Origin of the sequence: Chlorobium ferrooxidans DSM 13031, assembly GCF_000168715.1 — a bacterium.
In the GTDB taxonomy this organism is placed as follows: Bacteria; Bacteroidota; Chlorobiia; order Chlorobiales; family Chlorobiaceae; genus Chlorobium; species Chlorobium ferrooxidans.
This window is the reverse complement of record NZ_AASE01000015.1, coordinates 41,970-63,605: the sequence shown is the minus strand read 5'-3', so window position 1 is coordinate 63,605 and position 21,636 is coordinate 41,970. Positions and strand designations below refer to the sequence as shown.

Genomic DNA, 21,636 nt, shown 5'->3' with positions numbered 1-21,636 from the left:
GGTGCATTATGCGTAAATCTACTCCTTCTCGGTGAGCCTTTGCGGTTTCAAGCTCCGGGGGAACTCACTATCGGGTGACGGGTCCCGATACGATCAGGAGCCGAACAAAGGAATTGAATCGGAGGAAGAAATTCATTGCACCACCGCTTTATGAAAATGAGAAGGTGAGGGCAAACAGCTTGCAAATGACAGGACAACTCTCTTTATTGATCTCTCAACCTCTATCCTCTTTTCACCCTCTTTGAAATGAGTCCCGTTATGATCGAAACGAACGCCATTGCCGATATCCGGGCAACAATCACAGAAAACCGGCTAATCAGCAGCGATATCAGCATCATTACGCTGGAGTGCCCGGAAATTGCCGCCGCGGCAAAACCGGGAAACTTTGTCAATATCAAGGTCAGTGAAAGCACACAGCCACTGCTCAGAAGACCCTTCTCCATCCACAATGTGAGGGGCAGCGCAATTGATATCATGGTCAAATCAATCGGGAGCGGCACCGCCATCTTCAGCAACAGCGTTGCGGGAACTTCCATGATGGTACTCGGACCGCTCGGAAACAGCTTCAATACCTCCGGTCAAAACTTTGATACCGCTATCCTTCTGTCGGGAGGAGTAGGCACTGCACCGATGCTCTTTCTGGAGAGAGCACTTGCCCTTGACCAAAAAACGGTAATCAATCTGGTGGGAGGTCGAACAAAAGAGGATCTGATAGCCCCCGGACTTACCAACCTGATGTTCGCGACAGATGACGGTTCAGCCGGCTTCCGCGGGAATGTGGTTGAGCTGCTTGAGAGTGTTCTGCCCACTCTTGAAACAAAAGGAGGACTCAAAGTGTTTGCCTGCGGTCCCAATCCGATGCTGAAGGCACTTGCCGGATGCTGCCGGCAGCATCACATCCCCTGTGAACTCTCCCTTGAATCGGTTATGGGCTGCGGCATAGGTATCTGCTACGGCTGCAGTGTTGAAATCAATACTCCTGACGGAAGCACACGCACTCTCCTGCTCTGTAAAGAAGGCCCCGTCATCGATGCTGAACTTTTTGTACTATAGAACACAGAGATATATCTTCAAAAAACATGGGAAAGGCATTCCCGAAAGCTTTTTTCAATGAACCCCGAAACACCATGGCAAGAGGACTCAATAAAGTAATGCTCATAGGCCGCCTTGGCAAAGATCCGGTTAGCCGTCAGGCTGGCAGCAACACCGTATGCAACTTCACCATCGCCACAAGCGAAACATTCAAGGATGCCCAGGGCTCGAAACAGGAACGGACCGAGTGGCACAACATTGCCGTATGGGGACGACTTGGCGAAATATGCCAGCAATACCTGACTAAAGGACGCGAGGTCTATATCGAGGGGAAACTGCAGACACGAAGCTGGGATGACCCGAAAAGCGGCGAAAAGAAATATGCAACCGACATTATCTGCACTGATATGCAGATGCTCGGTGGACAGAGGGATCAGGGTGCCGGTATGGGCGGATACCATGAAGGCGGGGCATCGAATTACGAACGTCAGTCGGACAAAACTCCGCAACGCGATTATTCGCAGAGTGATTCTGACTATTCGGCCCCATCTGCTCCTCCTTCTGCACCCCTGCTTGAGAGCGACAAGGATGACCTTCCGTTTTAAAGGGAAAGTGCTGAGTGCCGGGTTCTCTGCGCCCGGTGCTCAACACCTGCCAACAGGGCGATCACGCAGGATTTCCCCTACAGCAATCAAAAATTCAGAATTCAAAATCCATAATCTCTTCTTAAATAAATGGATGCACTGAAAAAGAGTATTCGGGCCGGAACGATCGCGCCGGTTTATTTCCTTTACGGCCCGGAAAGCTACCTGAAGGAGGAGGTTGCGGAGATGATAAAAACGGCACTCTTTCCTTCGGAGATCGATGCTGCCGCCAATACGCATATCCTTTACGGCCCGGACCTCACTCCGGGAGAGCTTGTATCGAAAGCATCCGAGTACCCGATGTTCACCCAAAAGCAGCTTATTATTGTACGGCAGTTTGAAAAAATCAAAAAGCCCCCGACAAAAGAGCTGCAAAAACAGCATGAAGAGAAATTCAGCCGGTACATGCAGAATCCGGCAGATTTCACTGTGCTTGTTATAGATGCCGACCAGATCGAGAAAAAGGAGCAGGAAAAACCACCGTTCAGCACGCTGAAAATGTACCGCAAAGAGTTTCCGGTCATTAAAAATCCGGATCTCTTTGCTTCCGACAGGGCCAAATCCTCCGGTTGGGAGTTCGAACCTGACGCGCTCAAGGCATTCACCGCCTATATCCAGCCATCCGCACGGGAGATCTGCCATGAGATTGATAAAATCATTATGTATGCTTCCGCACGAACCGGCCTGAAGCTTATTACCGCTGCCGATGTGCTTGACTGCGTGGGCATATCACGCACCTACAATGTCTTTGAACTGGAAAAAGCTCTTGCGGCTCGCAATCTAAGGCTCTGCAGCGGTATCTCTCTGATGATTATGGATCAGGAGGGACAGAAGGAGGGACTCGGAAACATCGTCCGGTATCTCGCCACGTTTTATATTCGTCTCTGGAAACTCTCTCTGCCCGAAGTCCGACAGCTGCCCCAGGCTGAAATCGCCAAAATTCTCGGCATGTACGGCAAACAGGAGTACTTCGTAAAAAACTACCTGACCTACACCAGGTCGTTTTCACTCTCCGATACCGAGCGGGCAATATCCGCCCTGAAGGAAACCGATGCCGCACTCAAAGGACTGCTCCCCTTTCCGGATGAAAAATTCCTGCTCCTGAAGCTCATGCAGAAACTGCTGGGGTGAAAAGAGAAAACTTAAAAAAGGACAAAAAGGACTTCAAGGACAACAACGACGAAGAGGAATATCAGGGTAACCTTTTCATCGTCAAAGAGGGCGCGTGCAACCCGCCCTTACATTCACATCTCTTCCTCTTTTTTCGTGTAATTTCGTGTATTTCGTGGCCAAAAATCTTCTCTTCCTCTCGGCACTCAGCACTCGCGACTCAGCACTTTTCTACATCCACCCTTTTCGCCGGTACCAGTCTATGGTTATGGCAACGCCTTTTTCAAGGGGGGTACCGGCAATAAAACCAAGATCGCGTTCAGCCTTTTCCGGTGAACAGACCCAGTAGTCCTGGACAAGTTCATTGGCCTTATCGCGATTGATGAGTGGCGATTTGCCGATCAATGCACCGGCAGCACCGAAAAGGGTTCCGACAAGAAAAACAAGAGGAACCGGAAGGGAAACGTTATAAAGCCTCCTGAAACCAAGTACCGGTCGGGCAGCAGCAATCACATCATCCCAGCAGAACGAACAAGGAGAGGTTAGATAATAGAGCTCGCCAACTGCTTTTTCAGCGCGGGCTGCCAGCAAAATACCTTCAAGAAGATCGTCAACATAGATCATGCTGAAACGCTGCCTCCCGGTTCTGCCCGCAGATATGAGCACCCCTTTTGCGAGCATCTGGAATATCTGCAGAATATCACGATCACCCGGTCCGTATACGGCGGGAGGGCGAATAATGGTAACAGGAATATCCTTTGCATACTCCATACAGAGCTTTTCCGCCATTAACTTGCTTCGACCGTAGGCACTCACAGGGTTGCATTGCTCCGACTCCCTGACACCGGAAAGACCATCCTTTGCCGGACCGGCAGCAGTAAGGGAGGAGACAAGCAGAAAGCGCTTAAGCCCGGGATTATGCCTCCTTACTGCCGTAAGAAGGTTCCGGACCGGCATAACATTTCCGGCTTCAAAACCGGCAGCATCAGCTGCTTTGGTAACCCCGGCAAGATGTACAATCCGGTCAGCACCCCTCACTGCACCGGCAAGCGCCTCATCATCAGTGAAACTGCCCCGGACAATCCCGATATTCCCGGATATGGGTGCTCCGGCACTTTCGGGACGAAGAAAAACTTTTATCTCTGCCCCTTCCTTTTCAAGCAGACTCAACAGCCTCGAACCAATAAAGCCCGTTGACCCCGTCACTAATATTGTTTCACCCATATCCGCTTTTGTTCATTTTTATAAAACAGTTACGCCCATTACACAGCTCTTTCCTGTCTGACAGGAAAAAAACCGGATCGTGTTTTGACAAAAAAAATAAAAAATTTGATACATTTCGGTTCAAGGCTAAAAGCGCCCTGATGAAACCCGGTCACCGACAGAAAAACAAAACATTACGACCGTAAGAACAAGAAATTCCGGCTTTTTTTGTTACAGCTGAGATAAATTTGCATTCCTGTGGAGAAAACAAAAGATTTATTTAAAAAGTGCGTTGAGTTTACCCTTGCCGATGAAGTAAAGGCTCAGGGTGTATATCCATTTTTTCATCCGATAGACGAAAATGAAGGGCCGGTCGTCTCCTTTGCCGGGCGCAAGCTCGTCATGGCCGGATCAAACAACTATCTCGGCCTGACTGCCGACCCAAGGGTCAAGGCAGCTTCGATCAAGGCTATCAATAAATACGGAACAAGCTGCAGCGGTTCGAGATACATGACCGGAACCGTCAATCTTCACATTGAACTTGAAGAAAAGCTGGCCGACTTTTTCGAGAAGGAGCGCTGCCTGCTCTTCAGTACCGGTTACCAGACAGGCCAGGGCATCATCCCTACCCTTGTGCAGCGCGGCGAATATATTGTCTCGGACCGTGACAACCATGCAAGCCTTGTTGCTGCCTCCATCATGGCGCAGGGCGCTGGCGCAAACCTTGTCCGTTACAATCACAATAATATGGAGGATCTGGAGCGGGTTCTTCAGAAAATCCCGGAATCTGCCGGACGACTGATTGTTTCCGACGGAGTCTTCTCGGTATCCGGTGAAATTGTGGATCTTCCCGAACTTGTAGCTTTGGCGAAAAAATACAATGCCCGCATTCTTATTGATGACGCCCATGCTGTGGGAGTTATCGGCAAAGGTGGTCGGGGCACCCCGTCGGAGTTCGGTCTGGTTGACGAGGTGGATCTCATCATGGGAACCTTCTCAAAAACTTTTGGTTCACTCGGAGGATATGTCGCAGGCGACCGCTCCGTCATCAACTATATCAAACACAACGCATCATCGCTGATCTTCAGCGCTTCGCCCACACCCGCAAGCGTAGCTGCCGTATTGGCAACTCTCGAAATAATCCGCAATGAGCCCGAGCTCACCGAGCGGCTGATAGCAAATACCGATTACGTTCGCCAGGGACTGCTTAAAGCCGGCTTCACGCTCATGCCCTCACGGACAGCCATTGTGACCGTGCTGATCAGTGACCAGATGAAAACACTTCTTTTCTGGAAAAAGCTGTTTGATGCCGGGGTTTACGTCAATGCCTTTATCCGCCCCGGGGTTATGCCCGGCCACGAAGCACTGCGAACAAGCTTTATGGCAACCCACCGCAAGGAGCACCTCGACAAGGTTATCACCGAATTCTCCACCATAGGCAAGGAACTCGGGGTCATCTGAGCTGCAAGTACATAGTTTATTTGAGTTATCCCCGGCCAAAACCGGGGGTTCTTTATTCCTCCCCTCTCCCTGATTTACGACACTTTCACCTGCACTTTTGCACATTTCCCTTTTTTTTTAATAAATTGCGGTTACTATGGCCATATGAAGAATTATGCCCGGGTTATCACCGTACTGATTGCAGATATACTGTGTTGATGATTATTGCAAAGCTGACAAAGATTAACAAATTTTTATCCTGTTTTTTTTCGTTCGTATCATTGCAACCAGACAACACACAACCATGAAAACAAAACATGCGCAGAAGTATCGCGTGGCCCGTTTTGTTCTGTCGGCATTTTGCCTGACGGCTACACTGATGCCGCTCCCTGCCCTCGGAGCTGACTACGGCATAGTAAAAGGTAAAATCACCGATAAGGCAGACGGTGAAGGCGTTTACGGAGCTTCGGTCAGTATTGCCGGCACCTCTATAGGCACCACTACTGACATGAATGGCAACTTTACACTCCCCAGTGTTCCCGCAAAACAGCAGAAAATCTCCATCTCCATTGTAGGTTACGCCCCGGCAAGCCAGGTTGTAACCGTTGCTAACGGCCAGACTTACCAGATCAACCTGCAGATCGGCCAGACCACCATTATGGCTTCCGAAGTCGTGGTCGGTGCTTCGCTCTACAAGCAGAACCGCCTTGATGTACCGGTAACCGCCAACGTGGTCTCACAGGAAAAGATCAAGCAGCAGGCCAACCCGACTCTTGACAGAGTGATTGAGGATGTTCCCGGTGTTGTGGTAACCCGCGCAGGCGGCCAGACCTCCTCCGGTGTTCAGATCCGCGGTTCCAACACCTATCAGGGTGGCGGTATCGGCACCCGTGTGACCGCCCTGTATGACGGCTTTCCCATCAATGCACCGGAGTCCGGTGAAGTGGCCTGGTCTTCGGTCAACATGAATGCCGCAGACAAGGTTGAAATCCTCAAAGGTGCTGCTGCAACCCTCTACGGTTCAAGCGCCATGGGCGGTGTTGTAAACGTTTTCGGTCACCTTCCGGACAAACTCGAAGTAAAAGCCGGTTTAAATGGCGGCTTCTACGCTCAGCCCCCGTCAACCGACCAGAGTGTGTTTTACAATGACAAGCATACCCCATGGTTCTGGAACACCTATGTCGGTTTCGGCAACAAGAGCGGAAAACTGAACTACAACATCCTCTACACAACCAGCCGGGATGATGGCTACCGCCAAAATGCCAATACGATACTTGATGATATAAAACTAAAAGTTCGTTACGATATCGATGCCAGCCAGTATCTCCTGCTCAGCGCCTTTTACAATCAGACTGAAGGCGGCTATGCCTATGAGTGGTATACCGGAGACAGCTTCACGGTATTCACCGCCCATCCTGAACGTGGCTATGATATCAATAACAACCAGTACTATTACGATGACATGATCAAGCGTAATAATGCACTGGTCGGTCTGAACTATGTCAACCTTATCAGTGACAATCTCAGCATTGATACCCGGCTGTTCTTTACCCATAACGGAACCAGATATTTGTACAATACAACTACTGCACCACAGATTTCTATACCTTTCTATAATAAAGCTGTGGGCGATTTCAACGAAACCTATTCCAATCGTTTCGGTGCAGGCACAAAAATCGACTGGAGAGCAAACGACAACAACAGGGTGCTGTTGGGTGCCGAGGGAAGTACAACCGATGTCATGACAACCCAGCTTACCGCCCAGTGGCCGACAGCAAATGTCCTTGGCGATATCAGGGAAGACAATCGGGCTCTCTTTGTTCAGGATGAGGTGAAGGTGACGGACAAACTGACCTCCCTGCTCTCACTTCGCTATGACTGGAGCGGTATCAATGCCGATCTGGCACAGTCATCAGCAGGTGGCTCCTATGTAGCGATTGAGCACAAATCAGTCGATGCGTTCAGTCCCCGTGTTGCACTCAACTTCAAAGCAATGGATGATATGTCCCTGCGAGCTTCATGGGGCAAGAGTTTCCGTGCGCCTACCCTCTACGAACGCTTTGTTCGCAGTGCAGGACCATACACCGGATCACCTAATCCGGCGCTGAACAAGGAGACCATGACCGCTTATGAGGTTGGCATGTTCAAGGAGTTCGGAGACCAGCTCTCACTGGATATAGCAGGATTCCTGAACAACTATAATGACCTTATCGAGTCGGTCATTACCCAATCAACCAGAGCGTTTCAGTACAGGAACATCACCAAAGCGCGTATCTTTGGCGTGGAAACCGGTCTGAACTACAGACCCTCATCCGACCTGGCATTCAACGCGGCATACACCTACATGAAGGCCAAAAACCGGTCCTATGTAGCAGGTGCGGATGCGACGAACGACCTGAACCCTGATCCATACTGGCTTGCATACCGTCCTGAGCATACCGCTTCTGCCGGCGCAACATGGAAACCAACCGGCAAGCTTTCGCTTAACGTGAATGCTCGCTATGTATCTCTTTACAAATCGGTTACGTCACATCCAAACGCAACCAGTGCCAACTATCCTGGTGATTTTGTGATATTCAATACCGGTCTGAAGTATCAGGCTGCTGAAACCGCTTCGGTGAGCCTGCTTTGCAAAAACATCGGCAATACGCAGTATGAAGAGGCCGAGTGGTTCCGTGCTCCCGGACGCAGCTATGTTGCAGGTGTAGATTTCACCTTCTGAGAAATCCACAGGCACTTTAGCTATCACTTCTGACGCCAGCCCCTCCCCCGGAGGGGCTGGCTTTTTTAATCGTTAGCATTCATCAAGGGATTTTATTACATTTTCAATCCTGTTACAACCACATCAAACGCACATCTTTTGTAATTCTATGCATGATAAAATCAGAATTGCCGCTATTGTCGGGATGGAGCAATGCAATCAGCGGGTATGGCGCGAGGTCACGGCTAAAATTTCCGCACATGCCGAATTGACCCAATGGACCGATCAGGACCTTGAACATCAGAACCCTGAAACGGCTGAAGCCATCCGCAATGCCGACTGCATTTTCACCACACTGATACAGTTCAAGGGACAGGCTGACTGGCTTCAGGAGCAGATAAAACAGTCGAAGGTGAAAACCATCTTTGCCTATGAGTCTATGCCTGAAGTGATGCAGATGACAAAAATAGGCAGTTATGTCGTCTCCGGAGACGGAAGCGGTATGCCCGATATCGTCAAAAAGGTTGCCAAGATGCTGGTAAAGGGACGCGATGAGGATGCGCTTTACGGCTACATGAAGCTGCTGAAAATCATGCGCACCATGCTGCCCCTCATCCCGAAAAAGGCAAAGGATTTCAAGAACTGGATGCAGGTTTACACCTACTGGATGAACCCGACCACTGATAATCTGGCATCGATGTTCAACTACATCATGGCAGAGTACTTTGAAGCGGGAGTCAAGGTTGAAAAGGTGGTTGAGGTCCCGACGATGGGCTTCTATCACCCGGATGCACCGGAGTACCAGAAGGATCTGCACCACTACGAAAAATGGCTGCACAAGCATAAGAAAGGTTCTGAGAAAAACAGAAACATCGGCCTCCTCTTTTTCCGCAAGCATCTGTTGCAGGAGAAGGAGTATATCGACAATACAATCCGGGCTATTGAAGCAAAAGGACTTAATCCCCTGCCGGTTTTTGTCATGGGTGTTGAGGGTCACGTTGCTGCCAGGGAGTGGTTTACCCATAACAATATCGACATGCTCGTCAACATGATGGGCTTCGGATTTGTGGGCGGCCCGGCGGGCGCAACCACACCGGGCGCATCATCAGCCGCGCGTGACGAGATTCTGGGCAAGATCAATGCACCTTACGTCGTTTCACAACCGCTTTTCATACAGGACGTTGCCTCCTGGAAATCGCAGGGCGTGGTACCTCTCCAGTCTGCGATGACCTACTCACTGCCGGAAATGGACGGTGCCGTATGCCCGGTTGTACTCGGAGCGATCAAGGATGGCCGTCTTCAGACTGTTCCTGACCGTCTTGAGAGGCTTGCAGGAATCGCCAAAAAATTTTCCGAACTGCGTCAGCTTCCGAACAAGGCCAAAAAGGTTGCCCTTGTAGTCTACGACTATCCGCCCGGCATGGGTAAAAAGGCAAGCGCAGCTCTGCTGGACGTACCGAAAAGTATCTACAATATTCTGTTGACGCTTAAAGCTGAAGGGTACAATGTCGGCGAACTGCCGGAATCACCGGAAGCCCTGCTTGCGATGCTCGACAAAGCTACCGATTACGAAATTCAGGCACATGAGCAGGAGTGCTTTGCCATTGACCGCGAGACCTTCAACAGCATCACCAGTTCAAGAGAGCGTGAACGCATTGAAGGGCGCTGGAGCGGCTTCCCCGGCGAGATCGGGCCGATCAAGCCCGACAAGCTCTTTATCGGCGGACTCACACTCGGAAACGTCTTTATCGGTGTTCAGCCGCGCCTCGGCATCCAGGGCGACCCGATGCGCCTGCTCTTCGACAAGGAGAATACACCGCACCATCAGTATATCGCCTTCTATCGCTGGATCAGCCGCGTCTTCGGTGCGAGTGCCATGGTACATATCGGCATGCACGGCACGGCAGAGTGGATGCCCGGTCTTCAGCTCGGTGTAACCGGTGACTGCTGGTCTGATGCCCTGCTCGGTGAGGTACCGCATTTCTATATCTACCCGATCAACAACCCGAGCGAGGCTAACATCGCCAAGCGTCGCGGCTACGCCACCATGATTTCGCACAACATTCCTCCGCTTGCCAGAGCCGGGCTCTACAAGGAGTTGCCTGCCTTCAAGGAGATGCTCAATGACTACCGCGAGCGAGGACTTGAAAAGATTGTGGATGTCGAAACCGAAGAGGTCATTCTCACCAAGGCGCAGCAACTCAATCTGACTGATGACTGCCCGCGAATTGAGGGCGAAAGCTTCCAGGACTATATCAGCCGTCTCTACACCTACATGATGGAGCTTGAAGGACGCCTGATATCCAACTCGCTGCACGTCTTTGGCGAAACACCGAAGCTTGAAACCCAGGTAACAACGATCACCGAATACCTGAAGGTACGCGGCAATGAAAAATCGCTGCCATCCATCATCATGCAGGCTATCGGTGAAGACAAACTCTTTGGCGATTATGCCTCGCTCGCAACCCGCGCCCGCAAGGGAGAACCACAGGCCATGAAGGCCCGTGAACAGGTGGACGATCATACTCGCGAGTTTATCCAGCAGACCATTTTCGGCAAGAGCAATCCGGCAACTGTCTTTAACGTGCTTACCGGCGGAGCAAAAATTTCGCAGGAGATGGGTGAAGCCATAAACACCGCACTCCAGGAAGGAGTTGCTCTCAAGCGCGCTCTGGAGGATAACAGCAATGAGATGAAGGGATTCCTCCGCGCCCTTTGCGGCCAGTATATCCCTTCGGGCTCAGGTGGTGATCTGGTGCGTGACGGAGCAGGGATTCTGCCGACCGGACGCAACATCCACGCCATTGACCCGTGGCGCATTCCTTCGGAACTGGCCTTCAAGCGCGGAAGGCAGATTGCCGACTCCATTATCAACCGCCACGTTGAAGAGAACAACGGCGAGTACCCGGAAACTATTGCACAGGTACTCTGGGGACTTGACACCATCAAAAGCAAGGGTGAAGCTGTTGCCGTCATCATTCATCTCATGGGCGCCGAACCGGCTTACGATGCGCAGGGCAAAATCAGTCACTACAGCCTCGTTCCGCTCGAAAAGCTCGGCCGTCCGAGAATCGACGTCCTGATCCAGATCAGCTCGATCTTCCGTGACACCTTCGGAGTCCTTGTCGATCACCTTGACAAACTGGTCAAGGATGCCGCAAAAGCCATTGAGCCGCATGAGATGAACCACATCAAAAAGCATGTGGATGCGGCACTTAAAGCGGGCAGTGATTTCGAGAGCGCAACCTCGCGTCTCTTCACCCAGGCACCCGGCGCTTACGGTTCACAGGTTGAGGAGCTTGTTGAAGATTCCGCATGGGAGTCGGAGGAGGATCTCGACAACATGTTCATCAAGCGCACCGGTTTTGCCTACGGCGGCAACCGATACGGTGACCAGCAGACCGATATTCTCAAAGGTCTGCTCAGTACAGTTGACCGGGTTGTCCAGCAGGTTGACTCGGCAGAGTTCGGCATTACCGATATTGACCGCTACTTCTCCTCATCGGGAGCACTTCAGCTCTCGGCCCGACGCCGCAACCCGAAAGGTGACAATGTGAAACTGAACTACGTAGAGACCTTTACGGCCGATGTTAAAATCGACGATGCCGACAAGGCTCTCAAGGTGGAGTTCCGCAGCAAGCTGCTCAACCCGAAATGGTTCGAGACCATGCTGGAACAGGGTCACAGCGGAGCAACCGAAATCAGCAACCGGTTTACCTACATGCTGGGATGGGATGCCGTCACCAAGGGTGTAGACGACTGGGTCTACAAGGAGGCTGCTGAAACCTACGCAATGGACCCGAAAATGCGTGAACGCCTGATGAAGGTCAATCCAAAAGCCTTCAAGAACATTGTAGGTCGTATGCTTGAAGCAAGCGGCCGAGGAATGTGGAGCGCCGATCCGGAGATGATCGAAAAACTTCAGGAGATCTACTCCGATCTCGAAGACCGTCTGGAAGGCATCGAGGTGTAAGCTGCATCACACAAAGATCATTAAACAAAAAAGCACGGTTCACCCCGTGCTTTTTTGTTTTAAAAAAAGAGAAGTGGACGTAAGTGGACGAAGAAATGGTGGACATCTAATGGACAGAGTGGACAAGAGTGAAAAGATTTTGTATAGCGGTCGCGGAGGCCGGGAAGTACAGCACCTGTATGACTTACAGGACTTATGGGCGATTTAAGGACCTGAAAGCAGGTTTAGCTTGAGTTGATTGGTTGCACTGATATTTCTCTTCGTCGTTGAAGTCACTATTGTCCTTTAAGTCTTTTTTTTTGACAAATCTTCTCAGCACCCGGCACACCCAAGAAAGCCCGTTTCATTATTACCTCCCCTTTTGGTATATTACTTCTAAAACAACCCCTATGAACAAAAGGCACTGCAATATAGCACGCGACATCTGGCGTTCAATTGAGGTGTTCATCTTCTTCGTCGTCTCCGTTGTCGGCTTTAACCTGCTTGTCAAGACTGGGTCATTCAACTCCAAGTCAAAAACGAACTCTCTCTCTGAGGGGATTGTAGCTTCCGGAGACCGTTCACTTCCCGGTATTTCACTGCCCCCCGGTTTCGGAATTGATCGTCTGAGCGGGTTATTAAACGCTTCTCTCGGTTCAGAGAGATCCCATCCTTCGTTTCCCGGATTCACATCCATAGTGCATATCCCTTATCATACCCTTCAGAACTGCATCCATATTCCGAATAACCGGATATTTTCAACACCTTCATCTCTCGGTAAACCCTCCAACCTCTTCCAGCAGAATCGTATCCTGCTGATCTGAAACCTCTTTACGCTCCCTGCTCTTCAGCTGCCATTACAGCTATCTGGAAAGAGTAACGCTTCACGATGCCGGACACCTCAAAAGAGGGTGTAAGCGTTTGGCAATCACGTTCGATAAAGAGGTTTACCCTATGCGTTTTGTATTTCTGACCATGGAAGCCACCAATAACAGCACCCTTAAAGCGGCTGCCGGTGTGCTTAACAGGAAGTTCCAGCTCGATCTGGAGGTTTCTGTCTTCAGTCTCGGACTCCATAACAGCGTTAAACTCTGGGAAACGCTTGAAACAGCCTTGCCAAATGCCGATTTCGTGTTTGGTTCAATGCTCTTCAGCGAGGATATTGTTCGCCCCCTCGAAAAGATGCTGAACACACTCTCATGCCCGGTCTGCATGATAACAAGCAATCCCGCCCTGGTTTCCCAGACCCGGCTTGGTCGTTTTTCGCTTCGCAAGCCAAAAAAGGATGAGTCGAAGGAAACCGGGATATTCCAGAAGTGGGCGGCAAAGCTGAAACCAAAACAGAGCCACGGTGAGAGCCAGCGCCAGCTTGCACTGGTACGAAGTGTGAGTAAAATCATGAAGCACATCCCGGGGAAGGCTCGTGATATCCATACCTTTATTGCCGCACACCAGTTCTGGCTGAATGGTTCACAGGAGAATCTGGAACGCTTTCTCTCTCTTCTGGTTGACCGGTATGCTCCCGGATGGAAAGGCAAACTGCCGCAGGAGGATCCGCTCTTTTATCCCGATGCAGCCATCTGCCATCCCGAAGCGCCCGAACCATTTTTTACGGCTGCCAAATTTCTCGACTGGCAGCAAAAAAAGAGGCCTGACCTCAAGCTCGGCCCTGTAGCAATCCTTGCCATGCGTTCAACCGTACTGAGCAAAAACACGGCGCACCTCAACACTCTGGTTCGATCGTTTGAGAGGAAAGGGATCAACAGCTTCATTGCCTACAGCGGCGGGCTGGATTTTCGCCCGGCACTCGAACAGTTTTTCAATCCTGAAACACCCGGTTCACTGAAACCCTCACTCCTGGTAAACGCTACAGGGTTTTCTCTGGTAGGGGGGCCTGCGGAAACAAAAGCTGCTGAGGCGGTTGCCGTGCTGAAAAAACTTGATATCCCCTGCTTCAATCTCATACCGCTCTCTTTTCAGCCCATCGAGCAGTGGCGTGAAAGCATGCTTGGCCTGACACCGATGCAGACCGCACTGAGTGTAGCTGTGCCTGAACTGGACGGCACCATAGAACCACAGGTCTATGCCGGTACAGAAACCGGAAGTGAACAGACCGTTCCGCTTGTGCAGGAGATAGAGATTATTTCCCGCAGAGTCCAGCGACTGCTCAACCTTCAGCAGTCACCGCTGGCCGACAAAAAAATTGCTGTCGTTCTCTTCAATTTTCCGCCAAATCTCGGCAATGCCGGAACGGCCGCATATCTCAATGTTTTCGAAAGCCTGCACCGCCTGCTCCTCGAAATGAACACAGCAGGATATACTGTAGAGGTACCGGAAAGCGCTGAAGCGCTTAAAGATCTGCTGCTTGAGGGGAACCGGCTCATCTACGGCACTGACGGAAATGTGGAGGCTCATCTCCCCCTGGAAGAGTACCGCAGGCTCTTTCCGGCCTATGAGCGTATTGAGCCCTTCTGGGGAGACGCTCCGGGCGAGATCCTGAACGACAGAAGCCGTTTCCATATTCTCGGCTGCTCACTTGGCAATATCTTCATCGGCCAGCAGCCGAGTTTCGGTTACGAACGCGACCCGATGCGTCTTCTCATGGCCAAAGATGCCGCACCGAACCATGCGTTTGCCGCCTTCTACACCTGGCTTGAACACTGCTTTAACGCTGATGCGGTTCTTCACTTCGGCACCCATGGAGCACTTGAGTTCATGCCCGGCAAGCAGACCGGTCTTTCAGCCGCATGCTGGCCAAAACTGCTCATCGGCTCACTGCCTAACTTCTACTGCTATTGTGTAAACAATCCAAGCGAAGGAGCCATTGCCAAACGCCGGGGGTTTGCCACACTGTTGAGCTACCTCTCCCCTCCACTCGAACATGCCGGCCTCTACAAGGATTTGCGAAAACTGAAGGATCTTGTTGCTGCTTTCCGCACGGCATTCTCCCGGGAGCTGCTTCTTGAGATCAGGGAGCTGGCTGCCGCTCTTGAGCTTGACACCGCCCTGAACGAGTCAGAGGCCGAAGAGTATGTCACACGGCTGCTGAATGAACTCTACACTATCGAGGAGCGGATGATTCCGCTCGGATTGCACATCATGGGCGAAGCGCAATCGCCAGGCAGCCTCATAGAGCATCTCGCTCTTCTCTCGGCACACAGCCGCCCTGAACTTGACGGAATTTCACTCAATGAACTGATATGCCGTCACCTGCACTATGACTTCCATCAACTGCAGGATATGATGGGAAGTGAGCGCGATGCACAGGTAAAATGGCAGAAGGTTTCCGCAATCGCCCGTGAAGCCGTCAGGCTCTTTATCGGACACCTCGATCCGGAGAATCACCCCGATCTGCCGATAGCAAGACTGCTTGAAGGAAGCCTTGCTGTCAGAATCACGGACGCTGATAACTATCTTCGCCGTGAAACCGGTATCAAGCCCGCAGAACTCCATCGACTGTGGCACTTCCTGAACACGGTACTGATCCACCTTGCCGACAACCGGGAACTCAAGGCCGTGCTGCACGCGCTTGAGGGGAAATTCACCCCTCCATCTCCCGGCAATGATCTGGTTCGCAATCCGGAGATTGTCCCGACAGGCCGTAACATTCACAGTCTCGACCCCTACACGATCCCCTCCTCATTTGCACAGCAGAGCGGTAAACGGCTTGCTGAAGAACTCCTTCTTCACTACCGGGAGGAGAGCGGTGAACTGCCGGAATCCATCGCCCTGATCCTCTGGGGAACGGATAACCTCAAAAGTGATGGCGAGGGCGTTGCCCAGGCACTCGCACTCATGGGAGCAACAGCCAAAACCGATGAACTGGGCAAGATCAGCGATGTAGAACTTGTTCCCCTCAGCGAACTTGGTCGCCCGCGCATTGATGTCGTCATGACCATCAGCGGTATTTTCCGCGATCTGCTCTCCGTGCAGGTGCGATTGCTCGACAGGGCGGCACGGATGGCCGCTGCGGCTGATGAGCCGGAAGAGATGAACTTCATACGCAAGCATGTGCTGGCTGAGATGCAGGAGAGTACCTGCTCCTTTGAGGAGGCCTCGAACCGGGTCTATTCGAACGCTCCCGGAAGCTACGGCGCAAATGTCAATCACCTGGTAGAGAGCAGCAGCTGGGAGGAGGAGAATCAGCTTGCCGATGCCTTCGTCAGTCGCAAAAGTTTTGCCGTAACCCCGGCCGGAGAGTGGCAGGAGTGCCCTCAGGCCCTACGCGCCGCACTGAAACATGTGACCCTCACTTTCCAGAATATTGACAGCTATGAAATCGGTATTTCTGATATTGATCATTATTATGAGTATCTTGGCGGAGTTTCAAAAACCGTGGAGCAGCTTAGCAAGGCAAAACCGAAGGTGATGGTGGGCGATATCAACGGTACGGGTAAAAAGCAGAGAATCTGTTCGCTTGAAAAAATGGTCTCGCTTGAAGCCCGCACCAAGCTGCTCAACCCGAAATGGTACGATGCCATGCTGGAACACGGTTATGAGGGAGTTCGAGAGATTGAGTCCCATCTCAGCAACACCTATGGATGGAGTGCTACAGCGTCAGCAGTAAAAAACTGGACGTACGATCAGTTCAGTGAAACGTTCCTCCAGGATAAAGCCATGCTGGAACGCCTTACCGCTCTTAATCCGCATGCTACCATATCGATGACCCGGAGGCTGCTTGAGGCACACTCTCGTGGATTCTGGGAAGCAGAAGAGGGCACGATCGAAGAGCTGCAGGAGCTCTATGCAGACCTTGAAACAAGAATCGAAGGGGCTCATCAGTGAGTGCCTGCAACGTTTATTAACTACATCACGAAACATCAAAACTTATACCATGAGCAGTTCCTCTTTCAATGCTGAAGAGCACAAAAAAATGCTCCGTTCGTATTTCAATGGGCAGGGCTTCCAGCGCTGGGCCTCCATATACGGGGATGACAAGCTCTCCTCCGTACGCAATACCGTCCGTCAGGGTCATGCGGTCATGATGGACAAGGCATTTGACTGGTTGCAGAAACTTGGACTGCCGAAAGGAGCAACCGTGCTTGATGCAGGATGCGGTACAGGACTTTTCAGCATCAGACTTGCAAAAGCCGGTTATAAGGTAAAGTCTGTAGATATAGCCTCGCAGATGGTAGGAAAGGCAAAAGAGGAGGCCATAAAGCAGGGTGTTGACGGAAACATCGAGTTCGAAGTCAATACCATTGAATCGGTCAGCGGCACCTATGATGCTGTGGTCTGTTTTGACGTGCTGATCCATTACCCGGCAGAAGGATTTGCCGAGGCCTTCCGGAATCTGAGCAGCCTGACAAAAGGGTCGGTTATTTTCACCTATGCACCATATAACAATATTCTTGCCTTCCAGCACTGGATCGGAGGCTACTTCCCGAAAAAGGAACGGAGAACAACCATCCAGATGATCCGCGATGAGGAGATGCAGCGGGCAATGGAAAAAGCCGGCATGCAGGTGAAAAGTCGCGAAAAAATCAGTTTTGGTTTTTATCACACCATGCTGATGAATGCATCGCACAAGTAGGTGCGGTTTATGCTAAAACCATAAGAGATTTTTCCAAATAAATTGTAAATTAAAAGTCAAGGGATTTTTTTCTGGCAGATCGGCGTTCCCGTTACCGCGAAAAGAGATTCCTATTTTGTAAAAAACATATCTGGAGGGTGAAGACTGATGAAAATACTGATGGTTCAGCCAAATTATCATTCAGGTGGAGCTGAAATTGCAGGTAACTGGACGCCAAGCTGGGTTGCCTATATCGGTGGTGCCCTGAAACAGGCAGGATTTGACCAAGTGCGCTTCGTTGACGCCATGGCCGACAATCTTGAAGACGATCAGATTGAAGAGATCATCAGAAAAAACAAGCCTGATGTTGTGATGGCCACCAATATTACCCCATCTATCTTCAAGGCACAGGATATCATGAAGGTCGCCAAAAAGGTCGACCCGAAGATCAGAACCATCATGGGCGGTATTCATTCCACCTTCATGTACCCGCAGGTACTGAGCGAGGCACCGGAAACCGACTATGTGGTACGCGGTGAAGGCGAAGAGGTAACCGTCAACCTCATCCGGGAGATTGCCGCCGGTACCGACAGAGAGAACCGCGCAAACATCACCGGTATTGCCTATCTTGATGACGAGGGCAAGGTTTTTGCAACCGCAGCACATCCGGTGATCGAGGACCTCGATACCCTTACCCCCGACTGGAGTCTCTACGACTGGGATAAATATATCTACACCCCGCTCAACTGCCGTCTTGCTGTACCGAACTTTGCAAGAGGATGTCCCTTTACCTGTACCTTCTGCTCACAGTGGCAGTTCTGGCGCCGGTACCGTGCACGCAGTCCGAAACTTTTTGTTGACGAAATCGAGGTACTGGTCAAAAAATATAACGTTGGATTCTTTATCCTTGCCGACGAAGAGCCGACCATCAACAAGCAGAAGTTCGTTTCACTCTGTCAGGAGCTTATCGACCGCAAACTCAACGTCTCCTGGGGTATCAACACCCGCGTGACCGACATCATGCGTGATGCCGACCTGCTTCCCTTCTTCCGCAAGGCGGGCCTTGTGCACGTCTCGCTTGGAACCGAGGCTGCAAGCCAGATGAACCTGAACCGGTTCCGCAAAGAGACAACCATTGAGGAGAACAAGTATGCCATCAAGCTGCTTCAGAAAAACGGTATTGTGGCCGAAGCGCAGTTTGTGATGGGACTTGAGCATGAAACTCCCGAGACCATTGAGGAGACCTACCAGCTCTGCAAGGACTGGGATCCCGATATGGCAAACTGGACAATCTACACTCCATGGCCATTCTCCGATCTCTTCAAGGAGCTTGGCGACAGGGTTGAGGTTCGCGACTACTCCAAGTACAACTTTGTTACCCCGATCATCAAGCCGGATAACATGGAGCGTGAGGATGTGCTCAAAGGCGTGCTGAAATCATATGCACGGTTCTATGCACGCAAAACCTTCTTCAGCTACCCCTGGATCAAGGACCCCTATGTGCGCAAGTACATGCTCGGATGCCTGAAGGCATTTGCGCAGACAACCATTACCAAGCGCTTTTACGATATCGACCGCGTCAAGACCAAGAACAACAAGATTGAAATCGATCTTGGATTTGACAAGTCAAGAATCCTGACACAGAATGAGGTCAAAAACCTCAAGGAGCTGCGTCCGGAGATGGTTGCCGACATGAGCTTCGGTCTCAAGGAGGCTGGGTATCAGCGTGAGCATGACGAGCATAACTGGGATGAGTTCGATGAAACCACCATCAAGGACCGCACCTCATCAACCGTGCGCAACTGCTGATTCATTCCTGACCGGTTACAACAAAAAAACCCTCCACACCGGAGGGTTTTTTTGTTACACATGCTGTTTCCTATTTGATGGAAATCTCCTTGCCGGTTTTGGGCTTCGGTTCCGACTTGGGGAGAACGATCTTCAACACACCGTTATCGTAGGATGCCTCGATCTTTTCAGCATTGATGTTCTCTCCAACAGTAAAACTCCTGCTCAGGCTTCCCCACGAACGTTCAATGCGATGATATCCCTTCTTCTTCTCCTCCTCGCTCTGGGTTCTTTCCGCAGTGATGCAAAGCACATCATCATCCATTGAGACCTTAACATCCTCTTTCTTGACGCCCGGAAGATCGGCCTCGATATTGATGACATTTTCATCCTCACTGATATCAACCTTGAATGAGGGCGCGATCATAGAAGAGAAAAAAGGTGATACCTTGTCGTTGAAAACATCCTCAAACATTCTCAACGGATCCCTTCCATAAAGTTTGAGTGACATGACTGCATCTCCATCTTTTAAGGGTTTTAAAAGTCGAATTTGAATCTATCACAACAGGAAGAACAAGAACACATCCACAATGAAAAAAATTCCCGGCGGGCATGGAAGAAGAAGCCAGGTGTCAGGGGTCAGGGGTCAGGCATAAAAGATAGCACCTGTCCCGAGAGAAAAAAGGACCCAAAGGACTTCAAGGACTACAGGGACGAAGAAAAACCCCAGGGACTACCAACATCCGCCCCTACAGGGCTTAAAACCTAATACCTCTTCACCTATCACTTAGCTCATTCTTCTCAGCGTATCGTTTCAAGAAAGCGCTCGGTATCAACCGCTGCCATGCAGCCGGTTCCTACGGCTGTAACAGCCTGGCGGTAGTTAAAGTCCTGAACATCACCGCAGGCAAAAACACCGGCCACACTGGTTTCCGATGATGATTTTTTGGTCTTGATATATCCGTAGTCATCAAGATCAAGCTGCCCCTTGAACAAAGCGGTATTCGGAGAGTGACCGATAGCCAGAAACACCCCGTCACATGAGTGCTCAACAAGTTCGCCGGTCTTGACGTTTTTCAGACGGATCCCGGTTACCTGCATGCCATCTCCGAGAATTTCATCAACGACCTCATTGAGCAGCATCCTGATTTTTGGATTTTTTTGAACTCTCAGACTCATGATTTTTGATGACCGGAACTCTTCCCGACGATGAACAAGCACTACTTCCGAGGCAAATTTTGTAAGGTAGAGCGCCTCTTCCATGGCCGTATCACCGCCACCGATAACAAAAACCTTGCTGTCACGGAAAAAAAATCCGTCACAGGTTGCGCAGGCAGAAACACCCTTCCCGCGATAGCGGTCTTCCGACTCAATACCGAGCCATTTGGCACAGGCCCCGGTTGCAACAATGAGTGCGTGGGTAAAGAGTTCACGACCGTCTTCAAGCTGAAGAGAGAAGGGGCTTCTGGAAAGATCAACCTCGGTCACGCTCCCTGCAAGAAATTCCGCGCCGAACTTTGCTGCCTGCTCACGCATTTTAGACATCAGTTCAGGCCCGCGGATCCCTTCAGGAAAACCGGGGAAATTCTCGATTTCGGTGGTGATCATGAGCTGACCGCCCGGCTGCAAACCTTCAATAATAAGCGGCTTGAGATTGGATCTTCCGGTGTAGATTGCTGCCGTATATCCCGCAGGCCCGGTGCCCATGATAACGATATCACGCACTTCTCTTTCCATATTGGTCATGATGTTGTAATTAATAAAACTCTTTACCCACTTGCCTGCTTCTGCATAATCATGCGAGATGCAGATCCATTTTCCTCGAAATCTGGTTTTTCGGTATGGCTCCGAGCAACTGATCTACAACCTGGCCGTTCTTGAAAATAAGCAGGCTCGGTATACTTCGGATGCCATACCGGGCTGCTGTGGCAGGATTCTCATCAACATTGACTTTTGCTACTACCGCTCTGCCGGCATACTCTCCGGCAAGTTCATCAATAACCGGACCAAGCATCATGCAAGGACCGCACCAGGTTGCCCAGAAATCAACCAGAGCCACTTTATCCGACTCAAGAATCTCGGTTGTGAAATTCTGGTCCGTTGCCGCAAGATATTTTTCGCTCATCTCTCTTTACCGTTTAAGTTAAAAACTACAACGATTTTATGATAACCATTGCATCATTAAACCGCTCTTAAGAAATACTTAAATTTCGCTTATAAAAAGAGAAAAGGGCAGGCGATAATCATTGCTTCT

The 21,636-nt window shown here is 50.8% G+C and carries 14 protein-coding genes; 10 read left to right on the top strand and 4 right to left on the bottom strand.

Annotated elements, in window-relative coordinates; genetic code table 11:
* The first annotated feature begins 258 nt into the window (after window positions 1–258).
* The 3 genes from CFERDRAFT_RS08105 to holA all read left to right on the top strand — a co-directional run bounded on the left by CFERDRAFT_RS08105 (window position 259) and on the right by holA (window position 2,807).
* A complete protein-coding gene (locus tag CFERDRAFT_RS08105) occupies window positions 259–1,053 on the top strand; it encodes a dihydroorotate dehydrogenase electron transfer subunit (protein ID WP_040433517.1) in 795 nt (264 codons plus the stop codon).
* Window positions 1,054–1,127: 74 nt separating this feature from the next.
* Entirely contained in the window at window positions 1,128–1,637 is a 510-nt protein-coding gene (locus tag CFERDRAFT_RS08100; protein ID WP_040433521.1) for a single-stranded DNA-binding protein, read from the top strand.
* A gap of 129 nt (window positions 1,638–1,766) precedes the next feature.
* Window positions 1,767–2,807 carry a DNA polymerase III subunit delta gene (gene holA, locus CFERDRAFT_RS08095; RefSeq protein WP_006366728.1) on the top strand — a complete coding sequence of 347 codons (1,041 nt, stop codon included), beginning with the start codon at window positions 1,767–1,769 and terminating at the stop codon, window positions 2,805–2,807.
* Between the two features lie 210 nt (window positions 2,808–3,017).
* Here holA and CFERDRAFT_RS08090 read toward each other — a convergent pair whose 3' ends face one another.
* Window positions 3,018–4,010: an NAD-dependent epimerase/dehydratase family protein gene (locus tag CFERDRAFT_RS08090; RefSeq protein WP_006366727.1), complete on the bottom strand. Its 993-nt coding sequence runs from the start codon at window positions 4,008–4,010 to the stop codon at window positions 3,018–3,020.
* A gap of 237 nt (window positions 4,011–4,247) precedes the next feature.
* Here CFERDRAFT_RS08090 and CFERDRAFT_RS08085 point away from each other — a divergent pair, with 237 nt between their 5' ends.
* The 7 genes from CFERDRAFT_RS08085 to bchE all read left to right on the top strand — a co-directional run bounded on the left by CFERDRAFT_RS08085 (window position 4,248) and on the right by bchE (window position 19,403).
* On the top strand, window positions 4,248–5,450 hold the full coding sequence (locus tag CFERDRAFT_RS08085) for an aminotransferase class I/II-fold pyridoxal phosphate-dependent enzyme (RefSeq protein WP_006366726.1): 1,203 nt from the start codon (window positions 4,248–4,250) through the stop codon (window positions 5,448–5,450).
* A gap of 283 nt (window positions 5,451–5,733) precedes the next feature.
* Entirely contained in the window at window positions 5,734–8,151 is a 2,418-nt protein-coding gene (locus CFERDRAFT_RS08080; RefSeq protein ID WP_006366725.1) for a TonB-dependent receptor, read from the top strand.
* Window positions 8,152–8,299: 148 nt separating this feature from the next.
* Window positions 8,300–12,103 (top strand): magnesium chelatase subunit H, encoded by a 3,804-nt coding sequence (gene bchH, locus CFERDRAFT_RS08075; RefSeq protein ID WP_006366724.1) that lies wholly within the window; start codon window positions 8,300–8,302, stop codon window positions 12,101–12,103.
* A 389-nt stretch (window positions 12,104–12,492) separates the two neighbouring features.
* Window positions 12,493–12,906: a hypothetical protein gene (locus CFERDRAFT_RS08070; RefSeq protein ID WP_040433516.1), complete on the top strand. Its 414-nt coding sequence runs from the start codon at window positions 12,493–12,495 to the stop codon at window positions 12,904–12,906.
* Window positions 12,907–13,036: 130 nt separating this feature from the next.
* Entirely contained in the window at window positions 13,037–16,867 is a 3,831-nt protein-coding gene (locus CFERDRAFT_RS08065; RefSeq protein WP_006366723.1) for a magnesium chelatase subunit H, read from the top strand.
* Between the two features lie 49 nt (window positions 16,868–16,916).
* On the top strand, window positions 16,917–17,615 hold the full coding sequence (bchM, locus tag CFERDRAFT_RS08060) for a magnesium protoporphyrin IX methyltransferase (protein ID WP_040433515.1): 699 nt from the start codon (window positions 16,917–16,919) through the stop codon (window positions 17,613–17,615).
* Window positions 17,616–17,762: 147 nt separating this feature from the next.
* Window positions 17,763–19,403: a magnesium-protoporphyrin IX monomethyl ester anaerobic oxidative cyclase gene (gene bchE, locus CFERDRAFT_RS08055; RefSeq protein WP_006366721.1), complete on the top strand. Its 1,641-nt coding sequence runs from the start codon at window positions 17,763–17,765 to the stop codon at window positions 19,401–19,403.
* Window positions 19,404–19,473: 70 nt separating this feature from the next.
* Here bchE and CFERDRAFT_RS08050 read toward each other — a convergent pair whose 3' ends face one another.
* The 3 genes from CFERDRAFT_RS08050 to trxA all read right to left on the bottom strand — a co-directional run bounded on the left by CFERDRAFT_RS08050 (window position 19,474) and on the right by trxA (window position 21,507).
* Entirely contained in the window at window positions 19,474–19,893 is a 420-nt protein-coding gene (locus CFERDRAFT_RS08050; RefSeq protein WP_006366720.1) for an Hsp20/alpha crystallin family protein, read from the bottom strand.
* A 290-nt stretch (window positions 19,894–20,183) separates the two neighbouring features.
* Window positions 20,184–21,119 (bottom strand): thioredoxin-disulfide reductase, encoded by a 936-nt coding sequence (gene trxB, locus CFERDRAFT_RS08040; RefSeq protein WP_040433520.1) that lies wholly within the window; start codon window positions 21,117–21,119, stop codon window positions 20,184–20,186.
* 58 nt (window positions 21,120–21,177) lie between these two features.
* Window positions 21,178–21,507: a thioredoxin gene (gene trxA / locus CFERDRAFT_RS08035; RefSeq protein WP_006366718.1), complete on the bottom strand. Its 330-nt coding sequence runs from the start codon at window positions 21,505–21,507 to the stop codon at window positions 21,178–21,180.
* Window positions 21,508–21,636: the final 129 nt, after the last annotated feature.

What these genes read in the sequence shown, in the direction of transcription:
- CFERDRAFT_RS08105 (WP_040433517.1), top strand. Translation starts at nt 259, where the DNA reads ATGATCGAAACGAACGCCATTGCCGATATCCGGGCAACAATCACAGAA.
- CFERDRAFT_RS08100 (WP_040433521.1), top strand. Translation starts at nt 1,128, where the DNA reads ATGGCAAGAGGACTCAATAAAGTAATGCTCATAGGCCGCCTTGGCAAA.
- holA (WP_006366728.1), top strand. Translation starts at nt 1,767, where the DNA reads ATGGATGCACTGAAAAAGAGTATTCGGGCCGGAACGATCGCGCCGGTT.
- CFERDRAFT_RS08090 (WP_006366727.1), bottom strand. Translation starts at nt 4,010, where the DNA reads ATGGGTGAAACAATATTAGTGACGGGGTCAACGGGCTTTATTGGTTCG.
- CFERDRAFT_RS08080 (WP_006366725.1), top strand. Translation starts at nt 5,734, where the DNA reads ATGAAAACAAAACATGCGCAGAAGTATCGCGTGGCCCGTTTTGTTCTG.
- bchH (WP_006366724.1), top strand. Translation starts at nt 8,300, where the DNA reads ATGCATGATAAAATCAGAATTGCCGCTATTGTCGGGATGGAGCAATGC.
- CFERDRAFT_RS08070 (WP_040433516.1), top strand. Translation starts at nt 12,493, where the DNA reads ATGAACAAAAGGCACTGCAATATAGCACGCGACATCTGGCGTTCAATT.
- CFERDRAFT_RS08065 (WP_006366723.1), top strand. Translation starts at nt 13,037, where the DNA reads ATGCGTTTTGTATTTCTGACCATGGAAGCCACCAATAACAGCACCCTT.
- bchM (WP_040433515.1), top strand. Translation starts at nt 16,917, where the DNA reads ATGAGCAGTTCCTCTTTCAATGCTGAAGAGCACAAAAAAATGCTCCGT.
- bchE (WP_006366721.1), top strand. Translation starts at nt 17,763, where the DNA reads ATGAAAATACTGATGGTTCAGCCAAATTATCATTCAGGTGGAGCTGAA.
- CFERDRAFT_RS08050 (WP_006366720.1), bottom strand. Translation starts at nt 19,893, where the DNA reads ATGTCACTCAAACTTTATGGAAGGGATCCGTTGAGAATGTTTGAGGAT.
- trxB (WP_040433520.1), bottom strand. Translation starts at nt 21,119, where the DNA reads ATGGAAAGAGAAGTGCGTGATATCGTTATCATGGGCACCGGGCCTGCG.
- trxA (WP_006366718.1), bottom strand. Translation starts at nt 21,507, where the DNA reads ATGAGCGAAAAATATCTTGCGGCAACGGACCAGAATTTCACAACCGAG.